Source organism: Pseudomonas sp. DW-iso3, from assembly GCF_058725305.1.
In genome coordinates this window covers 171,108-197,613 of record NZ_JBZXDZ010000010.1, presented here as the reverse complement: position 1 = coordinate 197,613, position 26,506 = coordinate 171,108, and the positions used below count along the sequence as shown (strand labels likewise).

Genomic DNA, 26,506 nt, shown 5'->3' with positions numbered 1-26,506 from the left:
CCGCTCCCACAGTTGGCCCTGTGTTCGCAACATGGAACTCTAGAAGGACACTCTGTATGCGCATCGTCGTAGCCTTGGGCGGTAACGCCCTGCTCCGCCGTGGTGAACCCATGACGGCGGACAACCAACGCGCCAATATTCGCATCGCCACCGAACAGATCGCCAAGATTCACGCCGGCAACGAGCTGGTGATCGCCCACGGCAATGGTCCGCAGGTCGGCCTGTTGTCGTTGCAGGCAGCGGCCTACACCCAGGTCTCACCGTACCCGCTGGACGTGCTTGGCGCCGAAACCGAGGGCATGATCGGTTACATCATCGAACAGGAACTGGGCAACCTGCTGGACTTTGAAGTGCCCTTCGCCACCCTGCTCACCCAGGTCGAAGTGGACGCCAAGGACCCCGCCTTCCAGAACCCGACCAAGCCCATCGGTCCGGTGTATTCCAAGGCCGAAGCGGAGAAACTCGCCGCTGAAAAGGGCTGGGCCATTGCGCCGGATGGCGACAAGTACCGCCGCGTGGTCGCCAGCCCACGGCCAAAACGCATCTTTGAAATCCGCCCGATCACCTGGCTGCTGGACAAAGGCAGTATCGTGATTTGTGCCGGCGGCGGCGGCATTCCGACAATGTACGGCGAGGACGGCAAGCTGCGCGGCATTGAAGCCGTGATCGACAAAGACCTGTGCTCGTCGCTGCTGGCATCGCAATTGAAAGCCGATTTGTTGGTGATCGCCACCGACGTCAACGCCGCTTTTATCGACTTCGGCAAACCCACCCAGAAGGCCATCGGCCAGGCCCACCCCGACGAAATGGAAAAACTCGGCTTCGCGGCCGGTTCCATGGGGCCCAAGGTGCAAGCCGCCTGCGAGTTCGCCCGTCAGACTGGCAAAACCGCCGTCATCGGTTCACTCTCGGACATCGAAGCCATCGTCCAGGGCAGCGCCGGTACACGCATCAGCACGGCAAAACCTGGCATCACCTATCTGTGAAGTAGAGGAGAGACGCCTATGGCCACCTTTGAACCGGGTCACCTGCACGTTGAACGTCACGCGTTGAACAAGGATGACTACAGCTACAACCTGTGTATCGACTACGAAGTCAGCCAGGATCCCAAGGAAGGCAAGGGGATGCTGTTCAAGCTGCATGGCTCGGTGCAGGGCAAGGACCTGAAGGAGGAGTTTTTCCTGCCCAAGGACCAGGCGTTCGACTTTGCCCGGCATGCCATGAACATCGCGCAGAAGTATGGAATGCCCAAGGTGGCGGTGTTGAATGGCTCGATGCACAAGCAGTACGACATGATGTTTGAGGATGTACGGAATCAGTTGGATGTAAAGTCAGGCGATCCGGTCAAGCCGGAGCACCTGGCGTAATCACAGCGCAAATCCCCTGTGGGAGCAGGCTTGCTCGCGAATGTGGTGCATCAGTCACTGAATATAGGGACTGACACAGCGCATTCGCGAGCAAGCCCGCTCCCACATTTTGATCTCCATCATCTCCAAGGCATACTGGCCACCCTCCGCACTCCAGAATCAAGATCCGCCCCATGCGTATCCACGTCAGCTTCATCGACCGCGTCGGCATTACCCAGGAAGTCCTGGCCCTGCTCGGTGGGCGCAATCTCAATCTGGATGCGGTGGAAATGGTGCCGCCCAACGTCTACATCGATGCGCCGACCCTGAGCGCCGACGTGCTCGAAGAACTGCGCGACGCACTGTTCAGCGTGCAGGGCGTGCAAGCGGTGAAGGTGGTGGACATCCTTCCCGGCCAACGTCGTCACCTGCAACTCGACGCCCTATTGGCGGCCATGACCGACCCGGTACTGGCGCTGGACAGCGCGGGCAAGATCCTGCTGGCCAATCCGGCGCTGATCGCCCTGTACGGTCGCGAACCGGCTGGGGAAAGCATCAGCGAGCTGTTCAATGACCCGGCGCTGCTCGACACCTTGCTGGAGCAAGGCTTCCGCCTGCCGCTGCGAGAAATCAGCGTCAACGGCCAGACCCTGCTGCTGGACGCCACACCGATCACCGACGCCGGCGCGTTACTGACGCTCTACCAACCCAACCGCATCGGCGAACAACTGTCGGCACTGCACCATGACCATGCCGAAGGCTTTGATGCGCTGCTCGGCGAATCCCCGGTCATCCGCACGCTCAAGGCCCGCGCCCAGCGGGTGGCGGCGCTGGATGCACCGCTGTTGATCCAGGGCGAAACCGGCACCGGCAAGGAACTGGTGGCGCGCGCCTGCCATGCGATCAGTGTGCGCCACAGCGCGCCATTCCTCGCGTTGAACTGTGCGGCGCTGCCGGAAAACCTCGCGGAAAGCGAGTTGTTTGGTTACGCACCGGGCGCCTTTACCGGCGCGCAACGCGGTGGCAAACCGGGGCTGATGGAGTTGGCCAACCAGGGCACGGTGTTTCTGGATGAAATCGGTGAGATGTCGCCGTACTTGCAGGCCAAGCTGCTACGTTTTCTCAATGACGGCAGCTTCCGTCGCGTGGGCGGCGACCGCGAAGTGAAGGTCAATGTGCGCATCCTCAGCGCTACCCACCGCGACCTGGAAAAAATGGTCAGCGAAGGCACTTTTCGCGAAGATCTTTTCTACCGCCTGAACGTACTCAACGTCGAAGTGCCGCCGTTGCGCGAACGTGGCCAGGACATCCTGTTGCTGGCCCGCTACTTCATGCAGCAGGCCTGCGCGCAGATCCAGCGCCCAGTCTGCCGCTTGGCGCCCGGGACTTACCCGGCACTGCTGGGCAACCGCTGGCCGGGCAACGTGCGCCAATTGCAGAACGTGATCTTCCGCGCCGCTGCCATCTGCGAAAGCAGCCTGGTGGACATTGGCGACCTGGACATCGCCGGCACTTCGGTGGCACGCCAGAGCGACGGCGAAATCGACAGCCTGGAACAGGCGGTGGAAGACTTTGAGCGCAACCTGCTGGAAACGCTCTACACCAGCTACCCTTCGACCCGACAACTGGCCAGTCGCCTGCAGACCTCCCACACTGCGATCGCTCATCGCCTGCGCAAGTACGGCATTCCCAACAAACCCTGAACCCGAACGCGGATCAAAATGTGGGAGCGGGCTTGCTCGCGAATGCGCAGTGTCAACTCGCCCCCCATCACTGACCCACCGCATTCGCGAGCAAGCCCGCTCCCACCTTTATCGTATTCCAGATTTTGGTCTGAGAACGACATCCGCTGTACTGAAAGCGCTACAGTGGAACGATATCGCTACAAACCTGTTTTTTGCGCGCCATGCAAGGCTTTGATCCACATAGGCTTTTTTTCGCAGGCCCGGTTGTAGCGAAATCGCTACAGCTGACGGGCATAGGGTTATAGCCAATTTTATTAACCTATTGATTTATAACGAATTAATAAGGTTGGCCGCGATATTGCTAAACAACTCCCCATTATTCCAATCCCGTCCACCAGACGAATCTGGCCTTGAGGAGTTTCCATGAGCGAGTTGCGTTTCACTGAAGATCACGAATGGCTGCGCGCCGAAGCTGACGGCAGCGTCACCGTGGGTATCACCGCTTTCGCGCAAAACGCGCTGGGTGACGTGGTTTTCGTGCAACTGCCGGAGTTGCAGGCCTATGACAAGGGCGCTGAAGCGTCCACCGTTGAGTCCGTAAAAGCAGCCAGCGGCGTGTACATGCCGCTGGACGGTGAAGTCCTCGAAGTGAACGACAAATTGGATGGCAGCCCGGAGCTGGTCAACGAAGACCCGATGGGCGAAGGTTGGTTCTTCCGCTTTAAACCGGCCGATGCCGGTGCGGTCGCTAAACTGTTGGATCAGGATGCGTATGACCGCCTGATCAAAGCCAACGCTGAAGCTTGAGGAGCGCGCAATGACCGTTCAATTGACCACCGCCAACGAATTCATCGCCCGCCATATCGGCCCACGCCAGGAAGACGAGCAGCAGATGCTCGCCAGCCTGGGCTTTGATTCCCTGGAAGCCCTGAGCGCCAGCGTGATCCCGGAAAGCATCAAGGGCACCAGCGTGCTCGGCCTGGAAGACGGCCTGAGCGAAGCCGAGGCCCTGGCCAAGATCAAGGCCATCGCCGGCAAGAACCAACTGTTCAAGACCTACATCGGCCAGGGCTACTACAACTGCCACACGCCGTCGCCGATCCTGCGCAACTTGCTGGAAAACCCGGCCTGGTACACCGCCTACACCCCCTACCAGCCAGAGATTTCCCAGGGCCGCCTGGAAGCGCTGCTGAACTTCCAGACCCTGATCAGCGATCTCACCGGCCTGCCGATCGCCAACGCCTCGCTGCTTGACGAAGCCACCGCCGCCGCCGAAGCCATGACCTTCTGCAAGCGCCTGAGCAAGAACAAGGGCAGCAACGCCTTCTTCGCCTCGATCCACAGCCACCCGCAAACCCTCGACGTGCTGCGCACCCGTGCCGAGCCACTGGGTATTGATGTGGTGGTGGGCGATGAGCGCGAACTGACCGACGTCAGCCCGTTCTTCGGCGCCCTGCTGCAGTACCCTGCCAGCAACGGCGACGTGTTCGACTACCGCGAGCTGACCGAGCGTTTCCACGCTGCCCATGCATTGGTAGCCGTGGCCGCCGACCTGCTGGCCCTGACGCTGCTGACCCCACCGGGTGAGTTCGGCGCCGACGTGGCCATCGGCAGTGCGCAACGCTTCGGCGTGCCGCTGGGCTTTGGTGGCCCGCACGCGGCGTACTTCTCCACCAAGGATGCGTTCAAGCGCGACATGCCGGGCCGTCTGGTCGGTGTGTCCGTCGACCGTTTCGGCAAACCGGCCCTGCGCCTGGCCATGCAGACCCGCGAGCAACATATCCGCCGCGAAAAGGCCACGTCGAACATCTGCACCGCCCAGGTGCTGCTGGCCAACATCGCCAGCATGTACGCCGTGTACCACGGCCCCAAAGGCCTGACCCAGATTGCCCGGCGAGTGCACCAGCTGACCGCGATCCTGGCCAAGGGCCTGACCGCCCTGGGCCAGAACGTCGAGCAAGCCCACTTCTTCGACACCCTCACGCTCAACACTGGCGCCCACACTGCCGCCGTGCACGATAAGGCCCGCGCTCAGCGCATCAATCTGCGAGGGGTGGACGCTGAGCGTGTGGGTGTATCGGTGGACGAAACCACCACCCAGGCCGACATTGAAACCCTGTGGGCGATCTTCGCCGACGGTAAGGCCCTGCCGGACTTCGCCGCCCAGGTTGAAAGCACCCTGCCGGCCGCGCTGCTGCGCCAGTCGCCGGTCCTCAGCCACCCGGTATTCAACCGGTATCACTCGGAAACCGAGCTGATGCGCTACCTGCGCAAGCTGGCCGACAAGGACCTCGCGCTGGACCGCACCATGATCCCGCTGGGCTCGTGCACCATGAAGCTCAACGCCGCCAGCGAAATGATCCCGGTGACCTGGGCGGAGTTCGGCGCCTTGCACCCGTTCGCCCCGGCCGAGCAGAGCGCCGGCTACCTGGAGCTGACGTCCGACCTCGAAGCCATGCTCTGCGCCGCCACCGGTTACGACGCGATTTCCCTGCAGCCGAACGCCGGTTCCCAGGGCGAGTACGCCGGCCTGCTGGCCATCCGTGCCTATCACCAGAGCCGTGGCGATGAGCGCCGCGACATCTGCCTGATCCCATCGTCGGCCCACGGTACCAACCCGGCCACCGCCAACATGGCGGGCATGCGTGTGGTCGTCACCGCTTGCGACGCCCGTGGCAACGTGGATATCGAAGACCTGCGGGCCAAGGCCATCGAGCACCGCGACCACCTCGCCGCGCTGATGATCACCTACCCTTCCACCCACGGCGTGTTCGAAGAAGGTATCCGCGAAATCTGCGGCATCATTCACGACAACGGCGGCCAGGTGTACATCGACGGCGCCAACATGAACGCCATGGTCGGCCTGTGCGCCCCCGGCAAGTTCGGCGGCGACGTGTCCCACCTGAACCTGCACAAGACCTTCTGCATCCCGCACGGCGGTGGCGGCCCAGGCGTTGGCCCGATTGGCGTCAAGTCGCACCTTACGCCGTTCCTGCCAGGCCACGCGGCCATGGAGCGCAAGGAAGGCGCGGTGTGCGCGGCGCCATTCGGCAGCGCAAGCATCCTGCCGATCACCTGGATGTACATCAGCATGATGGGTGGCGCAGGCCTCAAGCGCGCATCGCAGTTGGCGATCCTGAATGCCAACTACATTTCCCGTCGCCTTGAAGAGCACTACCCCGTCCTCTACACCGGCAGCAACGGCCTGGTCGCGCATGAGTGCATCCTCGACCTGCGCCCCTTGAAAGACAGCAGCGGCATCAGCGTGGACGACGTGGCCAAGCGCCTGATCGACTTCGGTTTCCATGCGCCGACCATGTCGTTCCCGGTGGCAGGCACCTTGATGATCGAGCCGACCGAAAGCGAATCCAAGGAAGAACTGGACCGCTTCTGCAATGCGATGATCGCCATCCGCGAAGAAATCCGCGCGGTGGAAAACGGCACACTGGACAAGGACGACAACCCACTGAAGAACGCGCCGCACACCGCTGCCGAACTGGTGAGCGAGTGGACGCACCCCTACACCCGCGAACAAGCGGTGTACCCGGTGCCTTCATTGATCGAAGGCAAGTACTGGCCGCCGGTGGGGCGTGTCGACAACGTGTTTGGCGATCGCAATCTGGTGTGTGCGTGCCCGTCGATCGAGAGCTACGCGTAACCTGAGGATGTACTCGGTACAAATGTGGGAGCGGGCTTGCCCGCGAATGCGGTGGATCAGTCAGCAGGTGTATCAACTGAGAGACCGCTTTCGCGAGCAAGCCCGCTCCCACATTTGGCCGAGTACACCTGATAAATAATAAGAAACCGGAGAACAACTCATGTCTTTAAGCGTGTTCGACCTGTTCAAGATTGGCATCGGCCCCTCCAGCTCCCATACCGTCGGCCCGATGCGCGCCGCCGCTCGATTCGTCGAGGGCCTCAAGCGTGACAACCTGTTGGGCACCACCCTCAGCCTCAAGGTGGAGCTCTACGGATCGCTGGGCGCCACCGGCAAAGGCCACGGCAGCGACAAAGCCGTGTTGCTGGGCCTGGAAGGTGAACACCCGGACACCGTAAATACCGAAACCGTGGCTACCCGCCTGGCGCAGATGCGCAAGGATGGCCGCTTGAACCTGCTCGGCGAACACAGCATTGCGTTCAACGAGAAAGAACACTTGGCGATGATTCGCAAACCCCTCGCCTACCACCCCAATGGCATGATTTTCCGTGCCTTCGACGCCGCCAATATCCAGATCCGCAGCCGCGAGTACTACTCGGTGGGGGGTGGATTTGTGGTGGATGAAGACGCCGCCGGCGCCGACCGGATTGTCGAGGACGCCACACCGCTGACCTTCCCCTTCAAACATGCCAAAGACCTTCTCGGCCATTGCAGCACCTACGGGCTGTCCATCAGCCAGGTGATGATGACCAATGAGAGTGCCTGGCGCCCTGAAGCGGAAACCCGCGCCGGGCTGCTGAGAATCTGGCAGGTGATGCAGGACTGTGTGGACGCGGGCTGCCGCAACGAAGGGATTCTGCCTGGAGGTTTGAAGGTCAAGCGTCGCGCCGCCGCCCTGCATCGCCAGCTGTGCAAACACCCGGAGTCGGCGTTGCGCGACCCGCTGTCGGTACTCGATTGGGTCAACCTTTACGCCTTGGCGGTCAATGAAGAAAACGCCAACGGCGGCCGCGTGGTCACGGCGCCTACCAACGGAGCGGCGGGAATCGTGCCGGCGGTACTGCATTACTACATGCGCTTTATCCCCGGCGCTAACGAAGACGGTGTGGTGCGCTTTCTGCTCACCGCCGCCGCCATCGGCATTCTGTACAAGGAGAACGCATCGATCTCCGGCGCCGAAGTCGGCTGCCAAGGCGAAGTCGGCGTGGCCTGCTCCATGGCCGCCGGCGCACTGTGCGAAGTCTTGGGCGGCAGTGTTTCCCAGGTGGAAAACGCTGCCGAGATCGGTATGGAACACAACCTCGGCCTGACCTGCGACCCGATTGGCGGATTGGTCCAGGTGCCCTGCATCGAGCGCAACGCGATGGGCTCGGTCAAGGCGATCAACGCGGTGCGCATGGCCTTGCGCGGCGATGGGCAGCACTTCGTCTCGCTGGATAAAGTCATCCGCACCATGCGCCAGACCGGCGCCGACATGAAAAGCAAATACAAGGAAACCGCCCGTGGCGGTTTGGCGGTCAACATTATCGAGTGCTGACGCCTAACGGCGCGCCAGCACGTTTTTCAGGAGCTGAATATGTCCACCGAAACCCTGTTGAAAACCCCTCTGCATGCCCTGCACATCGAGCTGGGCGCGCGCATGGTGCCCTTCGCCGGCTACGACATGCCGGTGCAATACCCACTGGGCGTGATGAAGGAACACCTGCACACCCGTGATCAAGCCGGGCTGTTCGATGTGTCCCACATGGGCCAGATCCGCCTCACCGGCGCCAATGCCGCCAAGGCCCTGGAAACCCTGGTACCGGTCGACATCCTCGACCTGCCAGTCGGCATGCAGCGCTACGCGATGTTCACCAACGACCAGGGCGGCATCCTCGATGACCTGATGGTGGCCAACCTGGGTAACGAAGAACTGTTCCTGGTGGTCAACGCCGCCTGCAAGGACCAGGACCTGGCGCACCTGCGCCAGCATATCGGCGACCAGTGCACCATCGAGCCGTTGTTCGAGGAGCGTGCATTGCTGGCGCTGCAGGGCCCGGCGGCGGTGAAAGTACTGGCGCGCCTGGCTCCTGAAGTCACCAAGATGACCTTCATGCAGTTCGCCACCCTGCGCCTGCTGGGCGTGGACTGCTATGTCAGCCGTTCGGGCTACACCGGTGAAGACGGCTTTGAAATTTCCGTACCCGCCGCCAACGCCGAAAGCCTCGCGCGCAGCCTGCTGGCCGAGACCGAAGTGCAGGCCATCGGCCTGGGCGCCCGCGATTCGTTGCGCCTGGAAGCCGGCCTGTGCCTGTACGGCCACGACATGAACACCGACACCACCCCGATCGAAGCCAGCCTGCTGTGGGCGATTTCCAAGGCGCGCCGTGCCGACGGTGCTCGTGCCGGTGGTTTCCCGGGTGCCGACACGATCTTCACCCAACAGCAAGCCGGTGTGAGCCGCAAACGTGTAGGCCTGTTGCCACAAGAGCGCACGCCGGTGCGCGAAGGTGCACAAATCGTCGACGCAGACGGCACCGTGATCGGCAGCGTGTGCAGCGGCGGCTTCGGCCCGACCCTGGGCGGCCCGCTGGCCATGGGTTACCTGGACAGCGCCTTTATCGCACTGGATACCGAAGTCTCTGCGCTGGTGCGTGGGAAAAAGGTGCCACTTCGTGTAAGTAAAATGCCATTTGTGCCGCAGCGTTACTACCGGGGCTGACTGACTGTTTCCATAAGTAACGCGATTGCGTTAACACGCACTAATTTGTAACGCAATCGCCATAAAACAGTGCACTCCCGATAGTCTTTTTTATAGGGGTCAACCTATAACAAGTGATCAACTCTATCGAATAAGTGGAATTCACAATATTCAACCAAGTGTCATAAGCCCAAGCAAAACCTGGGCTTTTGGCAGGGCTTGTTTTTTCTCCATTAGTTGGCGTAGAGTTTGCCCACTGTGTTTGCATGGGTCGCTTGGAACCTGGACCTGGGCAGTAGCTGAAGTAGTTGTGCTACAACCCGTTCGACGTCTCTTACTTTCCTGCAACCCAGCCCAGTACTCTTTCATGCGAAAGGGGCTGTCATTAATTTTTAGCGTCAAGGAAATAAGAAAATGGCTGAACGTCAGAGCGGTACCGTCAAGTGGTTTAACGACGAGAAAGGGTTTGGTTTTATCACTCCAGAAAGCGGTCCGGATCTGTTCGTGCATTTCCGCGCTATTCAGGGCAACGGCTTCAAGAGCCTGAAAGAAGGCCAGAAAGTGACATTCGTTGCTGTGCAAGGCCAAAAAGGCATGCAGGCAGACGAAGTACAAGCAGAAGGCTGATCCCTGCTGCGACAAAAAGCCCCTGATGGTGACATCAGGGGCTTTTTTATGTGCGTTTGCTCGTAAAATGGCTTTTTTTCAGAAGAGAGCCCTGCCATGTCGAAACCCCTGCTGAGCCCCCAAGGCGAGTTCCCCGCCGTTGGCCTGGGCCGTCGTCTGGCAGCGATGTTCTATGACTTCCTGTTGTGCACCGCCCTGCTGATCGTCACGGCGTTCATCTACAAGCTGATCTGGATCGCGTTTGTTGGCGAGGCGAAGATGCGCACACTCACAGAATCCGGCGCGCTGGACGGCGACCCGCTGCTGTCGACGATTCTGTTGTTTGTGCTGTTTGGCTTCTTCGCCAAGTTCTGGACCCATTCCGGGCAGACCCTGGGCATGCAGGTGTGGGGCGTGCGCGTACAGAATGCCGATGGCTCAAGGATCAGCCTGTGGCAGGCGCTGTTGCGCTTTGTGGTGTCGATTGCGTCGTGGTTGTGCGTGGGGCTGGGGTTTATCTGGTCGCTGGTTGATAAGCGCAAACGCAGCTGGCATGACATCTATTCGGATACGCAACTGGTGCGGATCCCCAAGCAGAAAAAGTAATTGCCGACGACACAGATCAACTGTGGGCGCTGGCTTGCCAACTCCCACAGTTTGACAGTGTTCACAACGGGGTCAGGCGTTGCCGGCGAGCTTGAGACGTGCGGCCTGGGTGAAATCGAGCATTCGTTTGAGCGGGCGCACTGCATGCGGGATTACCGACGGCTCGACGAAGATCTCATTACTACCCTCGCGCAGGCACTGCAGCGTGCGTTCCAGCGTGTTCATCGCCATCCATGGGCAATGCGCGCAACTGCGGCACGCCGCGCCATTGCCAGCGGTAGGCGCTTCGACAAAGACCTTGTCCGGGCACAGCTGCTGCATCTTGTAGAAAATGCCGCGGTCGGTGGCGACGATGAAAGTCTTGTTCGGCAGGCGCTGAGCGGCGGCAATCAATTGGCTGGTCGAACCTACAGCGTCTGCCAATTCGATCACCGATGTCGGCGACTCGGGGTGCACCAGGATCGCGGCATCCGGGTACAGCGCCTTCATGTCTTCAAGCTGCTTGGACTTGAACTCTTCGTGGACAATGCAGGCACCGTCCCACAGCAGCATATCGGCACCGGTCTGACGCTGGATGTAGGTCCCCAGGTGCTTGTCAGGGCCCCAGATAATCGTCTCGCCGTTGTCCATCAGGCTTTCGACGATTTCCAGCGCGCAACTCGACGTCACCACCCAATCCGCCCGGGCTTTGACCGCCGCCGAGGTGTTGGCATACACCACCACGGTGCGCTCGGGATGCTGGTCGCAGAACGCCGAAAACTCCTCCACCGGGCAACCCAGGTCCAGGGAACACGTGGCTTCCAGGGTGGGCATGAGGATGCGTTTTTCGGGGGTGAGGATCTTGGCGGTCTCGCCCATGAAACGCACGCCAGCGACCAGGACGGTCTTGGCCGGGTGAGCGGCGCCGAAACGGGCCATTTCCAGGGAGTCGGAAACGCAGCCGCCGGTTTCTTCGGCCAGGGCCTGAATCACCGGATCACAGTAGAAGTGGGCAACCAGCACCGCGTCTTGAGCCTTGAGCTCGGCGGCGATGGCGGTACGCAGGCTCGCCTCTTCCTCGGCGCTGAGGGCCTTGGGCTGCTTGGCGTCGAGATGGGCTTGAACCAGAAGGCGTTCGGAAATTTGCGTCATGTTCGCAAGACCTGCAGGCGCAGTTGCGCGAAAGTCGAGTGTACCACCGGCTCTGGAGCCCTTCGGGCGCCGCCGGACGAAGTGATGGTGTTCATCAAGCACGGGTTAAGGTGAAGCTGCGCAAGGCTACAGAATATCCAAGGGTTTCAAAAGCCTAATCTGGTATTCGCCCGCCTGTTTGCCGGGCAAAAAAAGGGAGACCCCGGGGCTGGGGTCTCCCTTTTTCGCTCCCGGTATCAGCGCACCAATGCGGACGGCTCTTGCTGAAGCATCACCGAATCATGCATGTTCGCCAACGCATCCTTCAACGTGGACTCTTCCAACGCGTCCTTGGACTTCTTGCTGGCGTTGGCCGCGTATTCAAGCAGCACCAGGTAGTCGCGCTTGACCGCAGCCTGCGTCGGCACGTAGGTCTCGTCCACCAGCTTGCCCATCACATACTTTTGCGTACGGGTGTTCTGGCTGGCCTCTTGCGATACCGAGGCATGGGTCAGCAGGCCATCCTTGTACGACAGATTGGCAGAACTGCTGGCCTTGTCCTGCACCTGCACGTAGAGATAGTTCTGTGACTCGGCGGTGCCGTCCAAAGCAGGCGCCTTACCGCCCTTGAGGCTCTTGTGGAAGCTCGCGGAGAGGCTCGACTGCTGGTCCTGGCTGACACTGCGGTCCAGCGCGGTACTTCCACCAACACGGGTCTTTTGCGACACCTCATAGGCAAAGCTGTCGACCTCGGAGGGGCGCATCGGGTTGGGCGAATCAGACGCCTGCTTGATCGACGCCTTGAAGTCAGCCAGGCCAGTGAGCAACCCCTGGTCGGTCGGGTTGCGCGTCAGCGCCTCTGGCAAAGAAACGCCCTGTGGATAATGACTGTTCATGGCGCTGAAGGCGTCCTTGAACATCGCCATCAACTCCGGCTTGGCGCTGCCGCGCGCCTGTGCCCGATCGAACTGGGTGAGGTAGCTTTGCAGGGCCTTGGCCTGCTGCTTGGCGTTGCCGAGGATAGCGGTGTTTTTCAGGTCGACCGCCAGGTTCAACTCACCGAGCGGACCACTCATGCGGGTGGTCCGGCTTTGACTGTCGGCGTGAAAGGCCAGGCTCAGGTCCTGACCGTCCAGGGATTTGAGCTTGGCGCTGAGGTCGACCGAGGCCAGCAACGTGGAATCAAACTGCGTCAGCTGACTCAGGTCGAGCTTCGGCGGCGTTGCGGTCAACCCATCCACGGCGGCCTGGAAAGCGCTGCCCAGCTTGCCAACAGCCGTGAGCTCCTCATCGCTCAAGGTGCCCCCCTCCACTGTCGCCTTCACCCCCAGGCCGTCGGTCTGGCTAGAGAGGCTGAAGGTCACGGTCTTGCCGCTGGCGGTCTTGATGCTGAGGCTGATCAGGTTGTCGGCCTTGGAGTGCAGCAGGCTCTGATCAACCTTGATTTCACCCGCGTTCGCCGCGCGGTCGGCACTCGCGAACATCACCGACTGGGAAATCCCTCCACCGCCCTTGGCGAACTGCGCAACCAGACCGGCGCCCAGGCCACTGAAACGGTTGGCCGTCGATTGCGAATTGAAGTTGGCGTTGAGGGACTTGCTGAGCGCATCCTGACGGTCGCTTTCCCAGGCGCGGACGGTCTCTTGACCCGGCAACTGCCCGCGACGGGAATAGGTGTCGGACAGCGTATCGGAGACGACGTTGCCCAGGCTGACGACTGAAGATGGCCTCTTCAGGCTGACTTCAACGTTGTGCGTCAGGGTTGCCGCCGGCGTTTCCGTCGGCCGGGCGATAAGCGTGTTGGCGGTGCTGATAGGCGAAAGCGTAGTCATGACGATCCCTGTCTTGAACTGGATAATGTTCAATTTAACCAAGACTTCGATCGATTGACAGCACGCTGACAACAAAGAGCCATGCCAGAAGTTGCGTGGTGAGCCGATACCCGCGCCGATGGCGTGCGACCAGGTGTCATGTGAGTGCTGTTGCTCGGTGATCGAGCCCAGTCCACCACGTTGAGCGGTGAGATCGGACACGCCATCGTGGCGCCTGGCTATGGCTCGGCTACAAAAAAGCCCCAGGCACTTGGTATGCCTGGGGCTTTCTCTGTATTCAAACAGGCAAAAAAAAACCCGGAAATCCTCACTTGCGTGGGCCTTCCGGATTTTCTAAACCGCCAAAAATGGTGGGTCGTGTGGGATTCGAACCTACGACCAATTGGTTAAAAGCCAACTGCTCTACCAACTGAGCTAACGACCCGCTGTGTGGTGGCGCGTATAATACTGATTTCTAAGGATTATTCAACACCTTATTTTAAATAAATCAGAAATAACGCGTTGGGTCAGTAATTCCGGCGGCTTGGAAGCCTTCTGCACGCAGTCGGCAGCTGTCGCATTTCCCACAAGCACGGCCGTCATCGTCTGCCTGATAGCAGGAAACAGTCAGCGAATAATCGACGCCAAGTCCTACACCAGCCTTCACGATATCGGCCTTGCTCAGGTTTTGCAGCGGCGCCAGGATGCGGAAGCCCTGCCCTTCTACACCGGCCTTGGTCGCCAGGTTGGCCATGCGTTCGAACGACTCGACGAACTCGGGGCGGCAGTCTGGGTAACCGGAGTAGTCCACCGCGTTGACGCCGATAAAGATGTCGCGAGCATTGAGCACTTCCGCCCAGCCCAGGGCCAGGGACAGGAACACCGTGTTACGGGCCGGCACGTAAGTCACCGGAATGCCTTCGCCGGGCGTTTCCGGTACATCGATGCTACTGTCGGTCAGCGCGGAGCCGCCGATGCCGTTGAGGTTAAGGCCGATCACTTTATGCTCGACCACGCCCATCTCACGGGCGACACGGGCAGCGGCGTTCAGCTCGGCGCGGTGACGCTGGCCGTAGTCGAAGCTCATGGTGTAGCAGCTGTAGCCTTGCGCCTGGGCCATAGCCACCACGGTGGCGGAGTCGAGGCCGCCGGACAGCAGGATTACCGCGCGTTTTTGATCCAGTGTTTGTTCAGTCATGTCAGCGTCCTGGCTCGTCGTTCCAAAGGTATTTATGCAACTGCAATTGCAGGCGCACCGGTAGATTGTCCGCAACCACCCAATCGGCGAGGTCACGTGCGTTCAAGTCATGGTGACTTGGCGAGAACAGTACTTCGCCTGCGCGGCGGTCCAGCCCGTATTGAATCAGCTTGGAGTTCGCCCAGTCGTAGTCGTCGCGGGAACAGATGACGAACTTGACCTGGTCGTTGGCCGTGAGCAGCTCGATGTTCTCGTAGCGGTTACGATGCGCTTCCTTGGAGTCGGGGGTCTTGAGGTCGACCACGCGGCTTACGCGGGGGTCAACGGCAGAGATGTCCAGGGCGCCACTGGTCTCCAGGGAAACCTCGTAGCCGGCATCACACAGCTGCTTGAGCAACGGGATGGCATTGGGCTGGGCCAGCGGTTCGCCGCCGGTCACGCAGACGTAACGCGGCTTGTAGCCGGCAACCTGCTCCAGGATGTCATCGAGGGTACGCACCGTGCCGCCACTGAAGGCGTAGGCGCTGTCGCAGTATTGGCAACGCAGGGGGCAACCGGTCAGGCGCACAAAGACTGTGGGCAGGCCGGCCGTTCGCGTTTCACCCTGCAACGAGTAAAAGACTTCGGTAATACGTAATGTGTCTTGCATAGTCGCCACGGGCGTAACAGCTAAACAGGCTGTCCGCCTCCGTCAGGCACTTTAAGGGACCCCGCCAACGCGTAGACCCCGAAAAGCGTGTTTCATAAAAGGGCGTGGATTCTAACGAAAAAACCCGCGCCAGGCGCGGGTTTCTTCTCAACGGGCTGCATCGCTTACAAGCGCTGCAAATCCCGTTGGGCCAACTGGGCAGCGGAAGTCCCCGGATACTGGGCCACAACCTGCTGCAGAATGCCTTTGACCTTGTCGGTATGACCCAGGCGGCGTTCTACGTCAGCGAGTTTGTACAGCGAGTCCGGCACCTTGGCGTGCTTGGGATACAGCTGGCTGACCTTGGCAAATGCCTGGCCCGCGCCCTGCAGATCACCCTTGGCCAGGTTCACTTCGCCCAACCAGTATTGGGCGTTGCCCGCGTACTGGCTGTTTGGGTATTTGCGCAGGAAAGCGGTAAATGCCTGGCTGGCCTTATCGAAATCCTTGGCTTTGATCAGGTCGAAGGCTGCATCGTAATACAGCTTTTCTTTCGCCGGATCACCCGGTTCGCTGCTCGCGGCAGGGGCTTGGCTGGCAGCCGCCCCTGCTGCTGCACCACCGGCAGCAGCGCTTGGCGCGCCACCGGCAGAAGAATTATCAGGAGTTGCGGCAGGTTGAACGCCGGCTCCAATGCGTCGATCAAGATCCTGGTAACGCTCCAGGCCTTCTTGCTTCAGCTGGTTCACTTGGTTCTGCAGTACTTCAATGGCGCCTTGTTGCTGCGCGATTTGATCCTGCATGCGTTGCAGCTGGTTGAACAGTTCGCCCTGTGCCGAGGGAGCGGACGTAGCCGCTCCCCCCGCATAGGCGCCGTTCGTGCCATAACCCGCTGGCGGATAACTGCTCCCGCTATTGTTATAGCCAGAGTTGCTATCTTCCACAGGAACCGCAGCCCACACCACAAGCGGCGCGAGGCTGAGAGCCAATACAGTTAGAGCACGACGGCACGTTCGCATGACGAATTACTTACGCAGTTCGACGCGACGGTTTTGAGCCCAGGACTGCTCGTCGTGGCCAGTAGCAACTGGACGCTCTTTACCGTAGGAAACCAGTTCCAGTTGGCCTGGAGCAACACCTTGCAGTACCAGGTAGCGCTGAACGGCTTTCGCACGACGCTCGCCCAGTGCCATGTTGTACTCACGAGTACCACGTTCGTCAGTGTTACCTTCCAGAACAACGCGAGCGCCGTTAGCTTTCAGGTCCTTCGCGTGAACGTCCAGAGCGCGCATGGCTTCTGGCTTCAGGTCCGAACTGTCGTATTCGAAGTAGAAAGTGGTGATAGCGCGCAGAGCAGCTTCTTCGCTCAGGGAGCCGTCAACCGCACCAGTGTTAGCGCCGTAACCAGCGTTTGGATCAACAGCTGCGCCTTCACCGGCATTGTCGCCGCCTTTAGACGAGCAACCAACGGCTACGGACAGAGCCAGAGCCAGAGCAGCAAACTTACCAAACTTCAGCATTTCCATCGTGAAACTCCTAATGAACCCCAGTGTGTTAAGCAAATCTTTTTGTAGCGCCGCGTCAGTTCAGGTAAGGGGACCAGGATGGTTCTCTGACTTCGCCTTGTGCGGTAGGAAGTGGGAGCCTTACGCGTCCATTAATGGACACGAGCATCAAGACTCCCCGGCCCTGCTGGCGGGTGGCGTAGATTACCATGGTGCCGTTGGGCGCAACAGTGGCTGACTCATCAAGGTTGGTATCTGTGAGAATTTTTACGGTGCCACGCTGCAAATCCTGGGCCGCAACCCGGAAATTAGTGAAACCATCCTGACGGTGAATCATCACCAACGTCTTTTCATCTGCCGACAGTTTAGGGTTGGCGTTGTAGTTACCGATGAAAGTAACGCGCTCTGCACCACCACCATTCACATTCGCCTTGTAGACCTGAGGCTTGCCGCCCCGATCAGAGGTGAAGTAGATGGTCGAACCATCCTTGCCCCAGAACGGCTCGGTGTTGATGCCAGGGCCACTGGTTACGCGGGAGATCTGGCGCGAAGCCATGTTCATCACGTAGATGTCCGGGTTGCCATCCTTGGACAGCACGAATGCCAGGCGCGAGCCATCCGGCGACCAGGCCGGTGCACCGTTGAGGCCTTCGAAGTTGGTGATCTGCTCACGACGGCCAGTATCGATGTGCTGGACGAAGATACGCGGACGCTTCTGTTCGAAGGACACATAGGCAATACGCTTGCCGTCCGGCGCGAAGCGCGGCGACAGGATGGGCTCACGGGATTGCAGCAAGGTCACAGCCCGTGCACCGTCGTAGTCCGAACGCTGCAAAGTGTAACGAGTGTTGTCTACGGAGAAACGTTCAGCCGTTACGTACAGCAGACGCGTCGAGAAAGCACCCTTGATACCGGTGAGCTTCTCAAACGACTGGTCCGAAATGTAGTGGGCCATGTCGCGGATCTGCTCGGCAGTACCCGACACGCTACCGGTCAGCACTTGCTGCTCGGTCGCCACGTTGAACAAGGTGTAGGTGATTTGCAGACGACCACCGGCCGGCGTGATGTTGCCGACCATCAGGTACTGTGCGCCCACCGCTTTCCAGTCACGGAACACGACTTCGCTGGCCTGGTTCGGCTGGCTGATCATGTTGCCTTTTGGAATCGGTGCGTAGTAGCCGGAGTTGCGCAGGTCGTCGCTGACGATCTGGGCCATGTCGTCCGGCAGCACGCTGCCGCCCTGCCAGCCGAACGGTACTACCGCGATCGGGGTGGCCCGATCGCTACCGCTGGTAACCAGAATGTTCTTTTCATCCGCCGCCGCTATCCCTGCCATACAGCAAATAACGACAAGCATTCCTCGAAGAAGGTTTCTCACAAGGCTAGATCCTCAGGTGTGAATGTCATCTTGAATGAACGATAGGGAGCGAAGTCGCTTGGTTTCATTCCCTGCATCTCGGTCAACCGGCCAATGTTCTTGACCGCGGCAACCGCCGAACTGTCGAACGAACCGTCACCACTGGACTTGGACACGCTGACCGAAGTCACCGTACCGTCCGGCAACATGCCGATCTGCAGCACTACTGTCATGCCTTTGCGTGCCGAAGGTGGACGTGTCCAACCCTCTGCTGCGCGCGCCCGAATCAGGTCGTCGAAACTGCCCGCGACTTCATCGCCACGTTCATCGGCCAAGGCTTGCTGACGCTGCGGCGTGTCGGAGAGCAAGTCTGCCAAGGCCTGGGCCTTTTTCTCTTCGGCGGATTTGCGCGCTGCTTCCTGGGCCTTTTTCTTGCTGGCATCGGCGGCAGCTTTCTTCTTCGCGTCGTCGGCGACTTTTTTCTTCGCCTCGTCTGCTTCAGCTTTTTTCTTGGCGTCTTCGGCGGCTTTCTTCTTCGCGTCTTCGACTATTTTCTTCTTGGCGTCTTCAGCGGCCTTTTTCTTGGCCTCTTCTTCAGCCGCTTTTTTGGCTTCTTCTTCAGACTTCTTCTTGGCTATATCAGCCAATTGTTTCTCTTCGGCCTTTTTGGCTTCGGCAGCTTTCTCGGCTTTCTTGGCTTCATCGGCCTTTTTCGCCTCGTCCGCTTTCTTGGCTTCATCAGCCTTTTTCGATTCCTCGGCCTTTTGAGCCGCCTCTTCTTTCTTTTGTTCCGCAGCAGCCTTCACCGCTTCCTGCTCGACCTTCTTCTGTTCCATCTGTTCGACTTCAGTCTGGCGCGCGGCCGACTTCTGGGCCTCACCCGCAATCTTCTGATTGGTCTGGGTGGTGGCCTGACTTTTCGATTTCAGCTGATACAGGGTCGCCTGCACGATCGGCTTGGCTGGCGGCAGGTCCGGGGTCATGGCAAAGCTGACGAACAGCATGCCAAACACCAGGACGTGCAGGGCAATTGCCCAGACGCTAGGCCAGAAGTAGCTTTCCGAGGCGGACGGCTCTCGCTGTTGCTGCATCAGGGCGCCTCGGTAATCAAGCCAACGTTACCCACGCCGGCCTTTTGCAGCCCGCCCATGGCGCCCATGACGGAGCCGTAGTCGACCGCCTTGTCACCGCGGATGAAGACCTGGGTGTGCTTGCCGCCTTCATTGCCGGAGCGAATGATCTTGGTCACCGCGTCGGTCATCGCCGGCAAGGTCAAGGCCTTGTCCTGTTGCTTCTGCGTGTCGACTTCGCTGCCAAGGTTCCAGTAATAGGTCTTGTCGGACTTGATCGAAATGGTCAGCACCTGGGTGTTGTTGTCCTGGGGCAAGGCTTCGCTGGAAACCTTGGGCAGGTCAACCTTCACACCCTGGTTGAGCATCGGCGCGGTCACCATGAAGATAACCAGCAGCACCAGCATCACGTCGATGTAAGGCACTACGTTCATCTCGGCGACCGGCTTGCGCTTGGTTCGAGCTCGAGTGATTAAAGCCATCGTGAGATACCTGCTTATTCTTCGCTGGTGTGCACTTTACGGTGCAGGATCGCCTGGAATTCATCGGCGAAGGTGTAGTAACGGCCAATCAGGTTCTCGCCGCGAGCAGCAAAACGGTTGTAGGCGATGACGGCCGGGATCGCAGCGAACAGGCCGATCGCGGTGGCGATCAGGGCTTCGGCGATACCCGGGGCCACGGTGGCCAGCGTCGCTTGCTGGGCCTGGGCGAGGCCGCGGAAGGAGTTCATGATGCCCCATACGGTACCGAACAGGCCGATGTACGGGCTGACTGAACCCACGGTGGCGAGGAACGGCAAGCTTTGCTCAAGCTTCTCTTCTTCACGGGAAATGGCGACGCGCATGGCACGGGCCACGCCTTCCATCACGGCTTCCGGGTCAACGCCTGGCTGCTGGCGCAGACGGGAGAATTCCTTGAAGCCGGCGCGGAAGATCTGCTCGACGCCCGAATCCGGGTCCGGGTTGCTGCCCGCCTGACGGTACAGCTTGGACAGGTCGATACCCGACCAGAAGCGCTCTTCAAAGCTCTCCAGGGCACGTCGACCAGCACGCAGCAGGTTGCTGCGCTGAAAAATCATGACCCAAGAGGTAACCGATGCGGCTACCAGGGTCAGCATGACCAGTTGAACCACGACACTGGCATTGCTGACCAGGCTCCACATGGAGGAATGGTCGACGACGGTAGGTTCCACGCTAAATCTCCTGCTTTGATTGTTTACCCGCGCCGCTTACGTCGGCAAAGGCCGAACGTAGAGCTTCGGGAATGGCCCGGGGTTTCAAACTATTGGTGCGCACACAAGCCACCAGGAACTGCCCCTCACAGAGCAGCGTTGCATCCGTTGCCCGCCTGACCTGCTGCTTGAAACGCAGGCTGACACGGTTCAATTCGATTACTTCAGCGCTGACCAACAACTCGTCGTCCAGCCGCGCCGGCGCGTGATACCGCGCCTCGCTGGAATGCACGACGAATAACAGGTCCTCCCCTGCCAGCTGGGATTGGGCAAAGCCCAGCTCCCGTAGCCGCTCGGTTCGAGCCCGCTCCATGAACTTGAGGTAGTTGACGTAATACACGATGCCGCCGGCATCGGTGTCCTCGTAATAAACGCGACAGCGATGTGCGAACGACTGATCCCCGTTTTGCGCGCGCATACTCTAGTGCTTACTCCTCAGGTTGCCAATCCGGCTGGGCAACTGTTTTTTCGTTGTCTGAAACTTTTCTACTGACTGAATGACGACACCAGCCACTAGGACAGCACAAACCTAGGATAAATCGTCTGGCGTGAAGCTTTTAATCGTCCACTGCATCGAGGAATTCGTCTACTACAGGCATTTCGCCCAATCGTGACGGAATGTTTAACCCGAAGTGCAGATAGGCGTGGCGCGTGACGACTCGCCCCCTCGGGGTACGCATGATGTAACCCTGCTGGATCAGATACGGTTCCAGCACATCCTCGATGGTATGGCGCTCCTCACTGATGGCCGCCGCCAGGCTATCGACCCCCACCGGCCCTCCGTCGAACTTCTCGATCATGGTCAAGAGTAGACGCCGATCCTGGTGATCGAAGCCATGCTCATCCACATCCAAAAGGTTCAAGGCCAGGTCGGCCACGGCCTTGGTGATATGTCCCTTGGCCCGCACCTCGGCAAAGTCGCGCACGCGACGCAGCAAACGGTTGGCAATACGTGGCGTACCGCGGGCCCGGCGGGCGATTTCAAACGCGCCCTCAGGGTCCAGCGGCAAGCCGAGAATACTGGCCGAACGGCTGACGATGGTCGCAAGGTCCGCAGTGCTATAGAACTCTAGACGTTGAACAATGCCGAAACGGTCTCGCAGCGGGTTGGTCAACATGCCCGCGCGGGTGGTGGCGCCCACCAGCGTGAACGGTGGCAGGTCGAGCTTGATAGACCGGGCCGCAGGCCCTTCACCGATCATGATGTCGAGCTGGAAGTCCTCCATTGCCGGATACAACACTTCCTCGACGATCGGCGAGAGTCGGTGGATCTCGTCAATAAACAGCACATCGTGGGGTTCAAGGTTGGTCAGCAACGCCGCCAGATCACCCGGACGCTCCAGCACCGGGCCGGAGGTGGACTTGATCGACACGCCCATTTCCTGGGCGATGATATTGGCCAGCGTCGTTTTACCCAACCCCGGCGGACCGAAGATCAGCGTGTGGTCCAGGGACTCACTGCGCCCGCGCGCAGCCTGGATGAACAACTCCATCTGCTCGCGCACGGTGGGCTGGCCGATGTATTCGGCCAGGCTCAGGGGGCGGATAGCGCGGTCCTGGACCTCTTCACGGTCGCGCGGGCCAGTGGCTGCAATCAGACGATCAGCTTCAATCACTTAAATCATTCCCTTCAGGGCGCGGCGGATCATGTCTTCGGCACTCAGGTTCTTGTCCTTGATAGCCGACACCGCCTTGCTGGCTTCCTGCGGCTTGTAGCCCAAGGAAATCAGCGCGTTGACGGCATCGCTTTCGGCGCTGGCGACCTGCGCCGCCGGCATATCCGGCTGGTTTGGCACCAGAGCAAACATGCTCGGCACCACTTCCCAAGCCTTGAAGCGGTCCTTGAGCTCCACCAGCAGGCGCTCAGCGGTCTTCTTGCCGACGCCCGGCACCTTGGTCAGCGCGGAGGTGTCCTGGGCCGAAACGGCGCGCACCAGTTCATCCACTTCCAGGCTCGACATCAAGGCCAGGGCCAGTTTCGGGCCCACCCCGTTGAGGCGGATCAGTTCACGGAAGAAGTCGCGGTCGCGCTTGCCGATGAAACCATAGAGTAGTTGTGCGTCTTCGCGCACCACCAGGTGGGTGTGCAGGGTAATCGGCTCACCGACCGACGGTAGGCGATACAGGGTGGTCATGGGCACTTCCAGCTCATACCCCAGCCCATTCACATCCAGAATCAGGTGCGGCGGCTGTTTCTCAGCCAGGGTGCCGCGCAAGCGTCCAATCACGGTTCAGATCCTTAAAGCTTGGGGTCAGATCAAGGCCTGACCGGAAATTACGATTGCGCTGATGCTATCAGAGACGCAGGCGCCCGCCACGACTGCGTGCCGTACCCAGGCCATGGGGCAGCAGACTGGAGCGGGTGTGGGCATGGCAAATGGCGATGGCCAGGGCGTCGGAGGCGTCGATCTGCGGTTTTGAGGTGAGCTTGAGCATGTGCATGACCATCATCTGCACCTGCTCTTTATTGGCTGCGCCGGTACCGACAACCGCCTGTTTGACCTGGGTCGCGGTGTATTCGGCGATCTCCATGCCCTCCTCGGCACCCGCCACGATCGCAGCACCACGGGCCTGGCCAAGCTTCAATGCCGAGTCGGCATTCTTGGCCATGAACACCTTTTCGATGCCCATGGTAACCGGGCCATAGGTCTGGATGACTTCGCGTACGCCGCGATAGACGATCTGCAAGCGGTCGGCCAATTCACCCGCGCCGGTGCGGATGCAGCCCGAGGCGACGTAGACACAGCCGCGCGGGGTCTGTTGCACCACGCCAAAACCGGTAATGCGCGAACCGGGGTCGATACCTAGGATTAAAGTCATAACGCCTGCAGTTCTGTGGATACACATAGATCCAATGCGGGAGCGGGCTTGCTCGCGAATACGGTGTGTCAGTCACCTGATGCATCGACTGAAAGTCCGCTTTCGCGAGCAAGCCCGCTCCCACACTGGATTTTCATCGTTCTTAGGTGAGCTGTTCGGCCACTTCTTCCGGGATGTCGGCGTTGGAATACACGTTTTGCACATCATCCAGGTCTTCAAGCATATCCAGCATCTTCAGCACTTTCTGCGCACCGTCCAGGTCGAGTTCGGCACTGGTGGTCGGCAGCATCACGATTTCCGCGTCGGTGCCTTTGAAACCCGCCGCTTCCAGCGCGTTGCGCACGGCATAGAAACCAGCAAACGAAGTGAACACGTCAATGGAGCCATCTTCGTTAGTCACTACGTCGTCGGCATCCGCCTCCATGGCGGCTTCCATCAGCGCGTCTTCATCGGTGCCTGGGGCGAAGGTGATCTGCCCTTTGCGCTCGAACAGGTAAGCCACCGAACCGTCGGTGCCGAGGTTGCCACCGCACTTGCTGAACGCATGGCGCACGGCTGCCGCGGTGCGGTTGCGGTTGTCGGTCATGCACTCGACCATCACCGCCACGCCGCCCGGGCCGTAGCCTTCGTAGCTCAGCTCGACCATGTCGTCGGTATCGGCAGCACCGGCGCCACGGGCCACGGCGCGATCGATGATGTCGCGGCTCATGTTGGCGCCAAGGGCCTTGTCCAGCGCCAGACGCAGACGCGGGTTGGAGCCTGGATCACCCCCGCCCTGCCGGGCGGCGACGGTCAGCTCGCGGATCCACTTGGTGAAGATCTTGCCTTTCTTGGCATCCTGACGCTCTTTGCGGTGCTTGATGTTCGCCCACTTGGAATGGCCAGCCATAACACAACTCCGAAATTCTGTAGAAACCTTGATCAACCCCGCCCTGGGCGGGAGGTAGTCCTTTAACGCAAAGGCGCATCCGAAGATGCGCCTTTTTAGACTGCGTAAACCTCAGTGCGCTTTCACGCAGCAGCCTTACTCAGCCTTCGGCGTCTCGCGCAGGCGGATGTGCAGCTCGCGCAGTGCCTTGGCATCCACCACACCTGGAGCCTGGGTCATGACGTCCGCAGCGCTCTGGGTTTTCGGGAAGGCGATCACTTCACGGATCGACTGGGCGCCGGTCATCAGCATCACCAGACGGTCCAGGCCGAACGCCAGGCCACCGTGCGGCGGCGCGCCGTATTTCAGGGCGTCGAGCAGGAAGCCGAACTTCTCTTCCTGTTCCGCTTCGTTGATGCCCAACAGGCGGAATACCGCTTGTTGCATCTCCTTGCGGTGGATACGGATCGAACCGCCACCCAACTCGGTGCCGTTGAGCACCATGTCGTAGGCGCGGGACAGAGCGCCAGCCGGGTTGGCTTCCAGCTCAGCCGGGGAGCACTTCGGCGCGGTGAACGGGTGGTGCAAGGCGCTGAAGCTGCCGTCGTCGTTCTCTTCGAACATCGGGAAGTCAACGACCCACATCGGGGCCCACTCACAGGTCAGCAGGTTCAGGTCGTGACCCAGCTTGATCCGCAGCGCGCCCAGGGCCTCGCTGACGATCTTGGCCTTGTCGGCGCCGAAGAACACGATGTCGCCGTCGACTGCACCGACGCGGTCGAGGATCGCGTTCAGGTTGTCGAGTGGAATGTTTTTAACGATCGGTGATTGCAGGCCATCAACACCGTTGGCGCGCTCGTTGACCTTGATGTACGCCAGGCCTTTGGCACCGTAGATGCCGACGAACTTGGTGTAGTCGTCGATCTGCTTGCGCGGCATGCTCGCGCCGCCAGGCACGCGCAGGGCGGCGATGCGGCATTTCGGATCGTTGGCCGGGCCGCTGAATACCTTGAAGTCGACTTCTTTGAGCTGGTCGGCCACGTCCACCAGTTCCAGCGGGTTACGCAGGTCGGGTTTGTCGGAACCGTAGCGGCGCATGGCTTCTTCGAAGGTCATGTGCGGGAAGTCGCCGAACTCCAGGTCCAGCACTTCCTTGAACAGGTTGCGGATCATCTGCTCGGTCAGGCCCATGATCTCTTTTTCATCGAGGAAGCTGGTCTCGATGTCGATCTGGGTGAATTCCGGCTGGCGGTCGGCGCGCAGGTCTTCGTCACGGAAGCATTTGGCGATCTGGTAGTAACGGTCGAAGCCGGCCACCATCAGCAGTTGCTTGAACAACTGCGGCGATTGCGGCAGGGCGAAGAACGAACCGGCGTGGGTACGGCTCGGCACCAGGTAGTCACGCGCGCCTTCAGGGGTGGCCCGGGTCAGGATCGGCGTTTCAACGTCCAGGAAGCCGTTTTCGTCGAGGAAGCGGCGGATGCTGGTGGTCATGCGCGAGCGCAGGCGCAGCTTCTCGGCCATTTCCGGACGACGCAGGTCCAGGAAGCGGTAGCGCAGGCGGGTTTCTTCGCCCACGTCGGAGTATTCGTTGAGTGGGAACGGCGGGGTTTCCGATTCGTTCAGCACTTCCAATTCATAGCCCAGCACTTCGATGCCGCCGGACGCCATGTTCTTGTTCACGGCACCGGCCGGACGCAGACGTACCTTGCCGGTGATCTTCACGACGTATTCGCTGCGCACGCGGTCGGCAGCGGCGAAGCTTTCGGCACGATCCGGGTCGAACACCACCTGGGCCAGACCATCACGATCACGGATGTCGAGGAAGATCACCCCGCCGTGGTCGCGGCGACGGTGAACCCATCCGCAAAGGGTGATTTCCTGACCTTCCAGGGTCTCGTTCAGTTGGCCGCAATAGTGGCTGCGCATCATGGTAGTGGTTTCACTTCTCGTAATTCGAAATTCGGTGGAGGCTTGCCTCGTCACCGTACATTAAAGCAGGGGACGGATAATGCAGGAGCCTGCGCGTAGAGTTCAACTCAGTCTGCTTTGTCGCCGCCCGCCAGGTTCTTCTTCGAGCCGGTCTTGAAATCGGTCTCGTACCAGCCGCTGCCGCTCAGGCGGAAGCCTGGCATGGACAACATTTTCTTGAGCTCCGGCGCTTGGCAGGCCGGGCAATCGACCAGCGGCGCGGCGCTGATCTTCTGAATGGCTTCCAACTGATGACCACAGGAAGCACATTGATAGTCGTACATGGGCATGGCGATGTCTCGGCGATCAGAACGTTACTGCGCCACGCCTGCTACGAGATAACCCCGGCACGCGCA

Annotated in this window: 26 protein-coding genes and 1 tRNA gene; 9 read left to right on the top strand and 18 right to left on the bottom strand. The window is 60.2% G+C overall.

What is annotated here, in order from left to right; translation table 11 throughout:
* Positions 1-56 precede the first annotated feature (56 nt).
* From arcC to AC4PS7_RS26590, 9 genes are all read left to right on the top strand, one after another.
* Positions 57-986, top strand: coding sequence for a carbamate kinase (arcC, locus tag AC4PS7_RS26630; RefSeq protein WP_010208130.1), 930 nt, complete (start codon positions 57-59; stop codon positions 984-986).
* Between the two features lie 18 nt (positions 987-1,004).
* The gene (locus AC4PS7_RS26625) at positions 1,005-1,367 is read left to right on the top strand and encodes a DUF5064 family protein (RefSeq protein ID WP_010208129.1); all 363 of its coding nucleotides are present in this window, start codon (positions 1,005-1,007) and stop codon (positions 1,365-1,367) included.
* Positions 1,368-1,540: 173 nt separating this feature from the next.
* Entirely contained in the window at positions 1,541-3,049 is a 1,509-nt protein-coding gene (gcsR, locus tag AC4PS7_RS26620) for a transcriptional regulator GcsR (protein WP_492179830.1), read from the top strand.
* Positions 3,050-3,454: 405 nt separating this feature from the next.
* The gene (gene gcvH / locus AC4PS7_RS26615; protein ID WP_010208126.1) at positions 3,455-3,838 is read left to right on the top strand and encodes a glycine cleavage system protein GcvH; all 384 of its coding nucleotides are present in this window, start codon (positions 3,455-3,457) and stop codon (positions 3,836-3,838) included.
* A gap of 10 nt (positions 3,839-3,848) precedes the next feature.
* On the top strand, positions 3,849-6,689 hold the full coding sequence (gene gcvP, locus AC4PS7_RS26610) for an aminomethyl-transferring glycine dehydrogenase (protein WP_492179829.1): 2,841 nt from the start codon (positions 3,849-3,851) through the stop codon (positions 6,687-6,689).
* A gap of 160 nt (positions 6,690-6,849) precedes the next feature.
* The gene (locus AC4PS7_RS26605; protein ID WP_021491241.1) at positions 6,850-8,226 is read left to right on the top strand and encodes an L-serine ammonia-lyase; all 1,377 of its coding nucleotides are present in this window, start codon (positions 6,850-6,852) and stop codon (positions 8,224-8,226) included.
* Between the two features lie 39 nt (positions 8,227-8,265).
* The gene (gene gcvT / locus AC4PS7_RS26600) at positions 8,266-9,390 is read left to right on the top strand and encodes a glycine cleavage system aminomethyltransferase GcvT (protein WP_021491240.1); all 1,125 of its coding nucleotides are present in this window, start codon (positions 8,266-8,268) and stop codon (positions 9,388-9,390) included.
* 393 nt (positions 9,391-9,783) lie between these two features.
* A complete protein-coding gene (locus tag AC4PS7_RS26595) occupies positions 9,784-9,996 on the top strand; it encodes a cold-shock protein (protein WP_003365337.1) in 213 nt (70 codons plus the stop codon).
* A gap of 96 nt (positions 9,997-10,092) precedes the next feature.
* The gene (locus AC4PS7_RS26590) at positions 10,093-10,581 is read left to right on the top strand and encodes an RDD family protein (RefSeq protein ID WP_010208122.1); all 489 of its coding nucleotides are present in this window, start codon (positions 10,093-10,095) and stop codon (positions 10,579-10,581) included.
* A 72-nt stretch (positions 10,582-10,653) separates the two neighbouring features.
* Here AC4PS7_RS26590 and nadA read toward each other — a convergent pair whose 3' ends face one another.
* From nadA to AC4PS7_RS26500, 18 genes are all read right to left on the bottom strand, one after another.
* A complete protein-coding gene (gene nadA, locus AC4PS7_RS26585; RefSeq protein ID WP_021491239.1) occupies positions 10,654-11,712 on the bottom strand; it encodes a quinolinate synthase NadA in 1,059 nt (352 codons plus the stop codon).
* 236 nt (positions 11,713-11,948) lie between these two features.
* Positions 11,949-13,523, bottom strand: coding sequence for a lactate dehydrogenase (locus AC4PS7_RS26580; RefSeq protein ID WP_258189396.1), 1,575 nt, complete (start codon positions 13,521-13,523; stop codon positions 11,949-11,951).
* A gap of 348 nt (positions 13,524-13,871) precedes the next feature.
* A tRNA-Lys gene (locus AC4PS7_RS26575) sits at positions 13,872-13,947 on the bottom strand.
* A gap of 63 nt (positions 13,948-14,010) precedes the next feature.
* Complete coding sequence (queC, locus tag AC4PS7_RS26570) at positions 14,011-14,685, bottom strand: 7-cyano-7-deazaguanine synthase QueC (protein WP_029529046.1); 675 nt, start codon at positions 14,683-14,685, stop codon at positions 14,011-14,013.
* Positions 14,686-14,701: 16 nt separating this feature from the next.
* Positions 14,702-15,349, bottom strand: a complete 648-nt coding sequence (gene queE / locus AC4PS7_RS26565) for a 7-carboxy-7-deazaguanine synthase QueE (protein WP_010208116.1) — start codon at positions 15,347-15,349, stop codon at positions 14,702-14,704.
* A 164-nt stretch (positions 15,350-15,513) separates the two neighbouring features.
* Entirely contained in the window at positions 15,514-16,347 is an 834-nt protein-coding gene (ybgF, locus tag AC4PS7_RS26560; protein WP_305469444.1) for a tol-pal system protein YbgF, read from the bottom strand.
* A 6-nt stretch (positions 16,348-16,353) separates the two neighbouring features.
* Positions 16,354-16,854, bottom strand: coding sequence for a peptidoglycan-associated lipoprotein Pal (pal, locus tag AC4PS7_RS26555; protein ID WP_003209827.1), 501 nt, complete (start codon positions 16,852-16,854; stop codon positions 16,354-16,356).
* A gap of 55 nt (positions 16,855-16,909) precedes the next feature.
* On the bottom strand, positions 16,910-18,190 hold the full coding sequence (gene tolB, locus AC4PS7_RS26550; protein ID WP_032864323.1) for a Tol-Pal system beta propeller repeat protein TolB: 1,281 nt from the start codon (positions 18,188-18,190) through the stop codon (positions 16,910-16,912).
* Positions 18,191-18,207: 17 nt separating this feature from the next.
* Positions 18,208-19,281 carry a cell envelope integrity protein TolA gene (tolA, locus tag AC4PS7_RS26545; RefSeq protein ID WP_010208113.1) on the bottom strand — a complete coding sequence of 358 codons (1,074 nt, stop codon included), beginning with the start codon at positions 19,279-19,281 and terminating at the stop codon, positions 18,208-18,210.
* Positions 19,281-19,733: a protein TolR gene (gene tolR, locus AC4PS7_RS26540; RefSeq protein WP_161634127.1), complete on the bottom strand. Its 453-nt coding sequence runs from the start codon at positions 19,731-19,733 to the stop codon at positions 19,281-19,283. Before tolR ends, tolA begins: the two co-directional genes overlap by 1 nt.
* Before the next feature lie 23 nt (positions 19,734-19,756).
* On the bottom strand, positions 19,757-20,452 hold the full coding sequence (gene tolQ, locus AC4PS7_RS26535; RefSeq protein WP_010208111.1) for a protein TolQ: 696 nt from the start codon (positions 20,450-20,452) through the stop codon (positions 19,757-19,759).
* Position 20,453: 1 nt separating this feature from the next.
* On the bottom strand, positions 20,454-20,909 hold the full coding sequence (gene ybgC, locus AC4PS7_RS26530) for a tol-pal system-associated acyl-CoA thioesterase (RefSeq protein ID WP_010208110.1): 456 nt from the start codon (positions 20,907-20,909) through the stop codon (positions 20,454-20,456).
* A gap of 139 nt (positions 20,910-21,048) precedes the next feature.
* Positions 21,049-22,107, bottom strand: a complete 1,059-nt coding sequence (gene ruvB, locus AC4PS7_RS26525; RefSeq protein ID WP_003193867.1) for a Holliday junction branch migration DNA helicase RuvB — start codon at positions 22,105-22,107, stop codon at positions 21,049-21,051.
* Entirely contained in the window at positions 22,108-22,719 is a 612-nt protein-coding gene (gene ruvA / locus AC4PS7_RS26520) for a Holliday junction branch migration protein RuvA (protein ID WP_003193868.1), read from the bottom strand.
* A gap of 67 nt (positions 22,720-22,786) precedes the next feature.
* Positions 22,787-23,311 (bottom strand): crossover junction endodeoxyribonuclease RuvC, encoded by a 525-nt coding sequence (gene ruvC / locus AC4PS7_RS26515; protein WP_010208108.1) that lies wholly within the window; start codon positions 23,309-23,311, stop codon positions 22,787-22,789.
* A gap of 142 nt (positions 23,312-23,453) precedes the next feature.
* Positions 23,454-24,200 carry a YebC/PmpR family DNA-binding transcriptional regulator gene (locus AC4PS7_RS26510; RefSeq protein WP_010208107.1) on the bottom strand — a complete coding sequence of 249 codons (747 nt, stop codon included), beginning with the start codon at positions 24,198-24,200 and terminating at the stop codon, positions 23,454-23,456.
* Between the two features lie 135 nt (positions 24,201-24,335).
* Complete coding sequence (gene aspS, locus AC4PS7_RS26505; RefSeq protein ID WP_021491234.1) at positions 24,336-26,111, bottom strand: aspartate--tRNA ligase; 1,776 nt, start codon at positions 26,109-26,111, stop codon at positions 24,336-24,338.
* 107 nt (positions 26,112-26,218) lie between these two features.
* Positions 26,219-26,440, bottom strand: coding sequence for an FmdB family zinc ribbon protein (locus AC4PS7_RS26500; protein ID WP_010208103.1), 222 nt, complete (start codon positions 26,438-26,440; stop codon positions 26,219-26,221).
* Between the last annotated feature and the right edge of the window lie 66 nt (positions 26,441-26,506).

Coding starts and splice junctions, on each gene's coding strand:
- AC4PS7_RS26590 (WP_010208122.1), top strand. CDS start 10,093: ATGTCGAAACCCCTGCTGAGCCCCCAAGGCGAGTTCCCCGCCGTTGGC.
- queE (WP_010208116.1), bottom strand. CDS start 15,349: ATGCAAGACACATTACGTATTACCGAAGTCTTTTACTCGTTGCAGGGT.
- ruvC (WP_010208108.1), bottom strand. CDS start 23,311: ATGACTTTAATCCTAGGTATCGACCCCGGTTCGCGCATTACCGGTTTT.
- AC4PS7_RS26605 (WP_021491241.1), top strand. CDS start 6,850: ATGTCTTTAAGCGTGTTCGACCTGTTCAAGATTGGCATCGGCCCCTCC.
- tolA (WP_010208113.1), bottom strand. CDS start 19,281: ATGCAGCAACAGCGAGAGCCGTCCGCCTCGGAAAGCTACTTCTGGCCT.
- gcvH (WP_010208126.1), top strand. CDS start 3,455: ATGAGCGAGTTGCGTTTCACTGAAGATCACGAATGGCTGCGCGCCGAA.
- AC4PS7_RS26595 (WP_003365337.1), top strand. CDS start 9,784: ATGGCTGAACGTCAGAGCGGTACCGTCAAGTGGTTTAACGACGAGAAA.
- AC4PS7_RS26500 (WP_010208103.1), bottom strand. CDS start 26,440: ATGCCCATGTACGACTATCAATGTGCTTCCTGTGGTCATCAGTTGGAA.
- AC4PS7_RS26510 (WP_010208107.1), bottom strand. CDS start 24,200: ATGGCTGGCCATTCCAAGTGGGCGAACATCAAGCACCGCAAAGAGCGT.
- ybgC (WP_010208110.1), bottom strand. CDS start 20,909: ATGCGCGCGCAAAACGGGGATCAGTCGTTCGCACATCGCTGTCGCGTT.
- ybgF (WP_305469444.1), bottom strand. CDS start 16,347: ATGCGAACGTGCCGTCGTGCTCTAACTGTATTGGCTCTCAGCCTCGCG.
- nadA (WP_021491239.1), bottom strand. CDS start 11,712: ATGACGCAAATTTCCGAACGCCTTCTGGTTCAAGCCCATCTCGACGCC.
- arcC (WP_010208130.1), top strand. CDS start 57: ATGCGCATCGTCGTAGCCTTGGGCGGTAACGCCCTGCTCCGCCGTGGT.
- aspS (WP_021491234.1), bottom strand. CDS start 26,111: ATGATGCGCAGCCACTATTGCGGCCAACTGAACGAGACCCTGGAAGGT.
- gcvP (WP_492179829.1), top strand. CDS start 3,849: ATGACCGTTCAATTGACCACCGCCAACGAATTCATCGCCCGCCATATC.
- pal (WP_003209827.1), bottom strand. CDS start 16,854: ATGGAAATGCTGAAGTTTGGTAAGTTTGCTGCTCTGGCTCTGGCTCTG.
- AC4PS7_RS26580 (WP_258189396.1), bottom strand. CDS start 13,523: ATGACTACGCTTTCGCCTATCAGCACCGCCAACACGCTTATCGCCCGG.
- AC4PS7_RS26625 (WP_010208129.1), top strand. CDS start 1,005: ATGGCCACCTTTGAACCGGGTCACCTGCACGTTGAACGTCACGCGTTG.
- gcsR (WP_492179830.1), top strand. CDS start 1,541: ATGCGTATCCACGTCAGCTTCATCGACCGCGTCGGCATTACCCAGGAA.
- gcvT (WP_021491240.1), top strand. CDS start 8,266: ATGTCCACCGAAACCCTGTTGAAAACCCCTCTGCATGCCCTGCACATC.
- tolB (WP_032864323.1), bottom strand. CDS start 18,190: ATGCTTGTCGTTATTTGCTGTATGGCAGGGATAGCGGCGGCGGATGAA.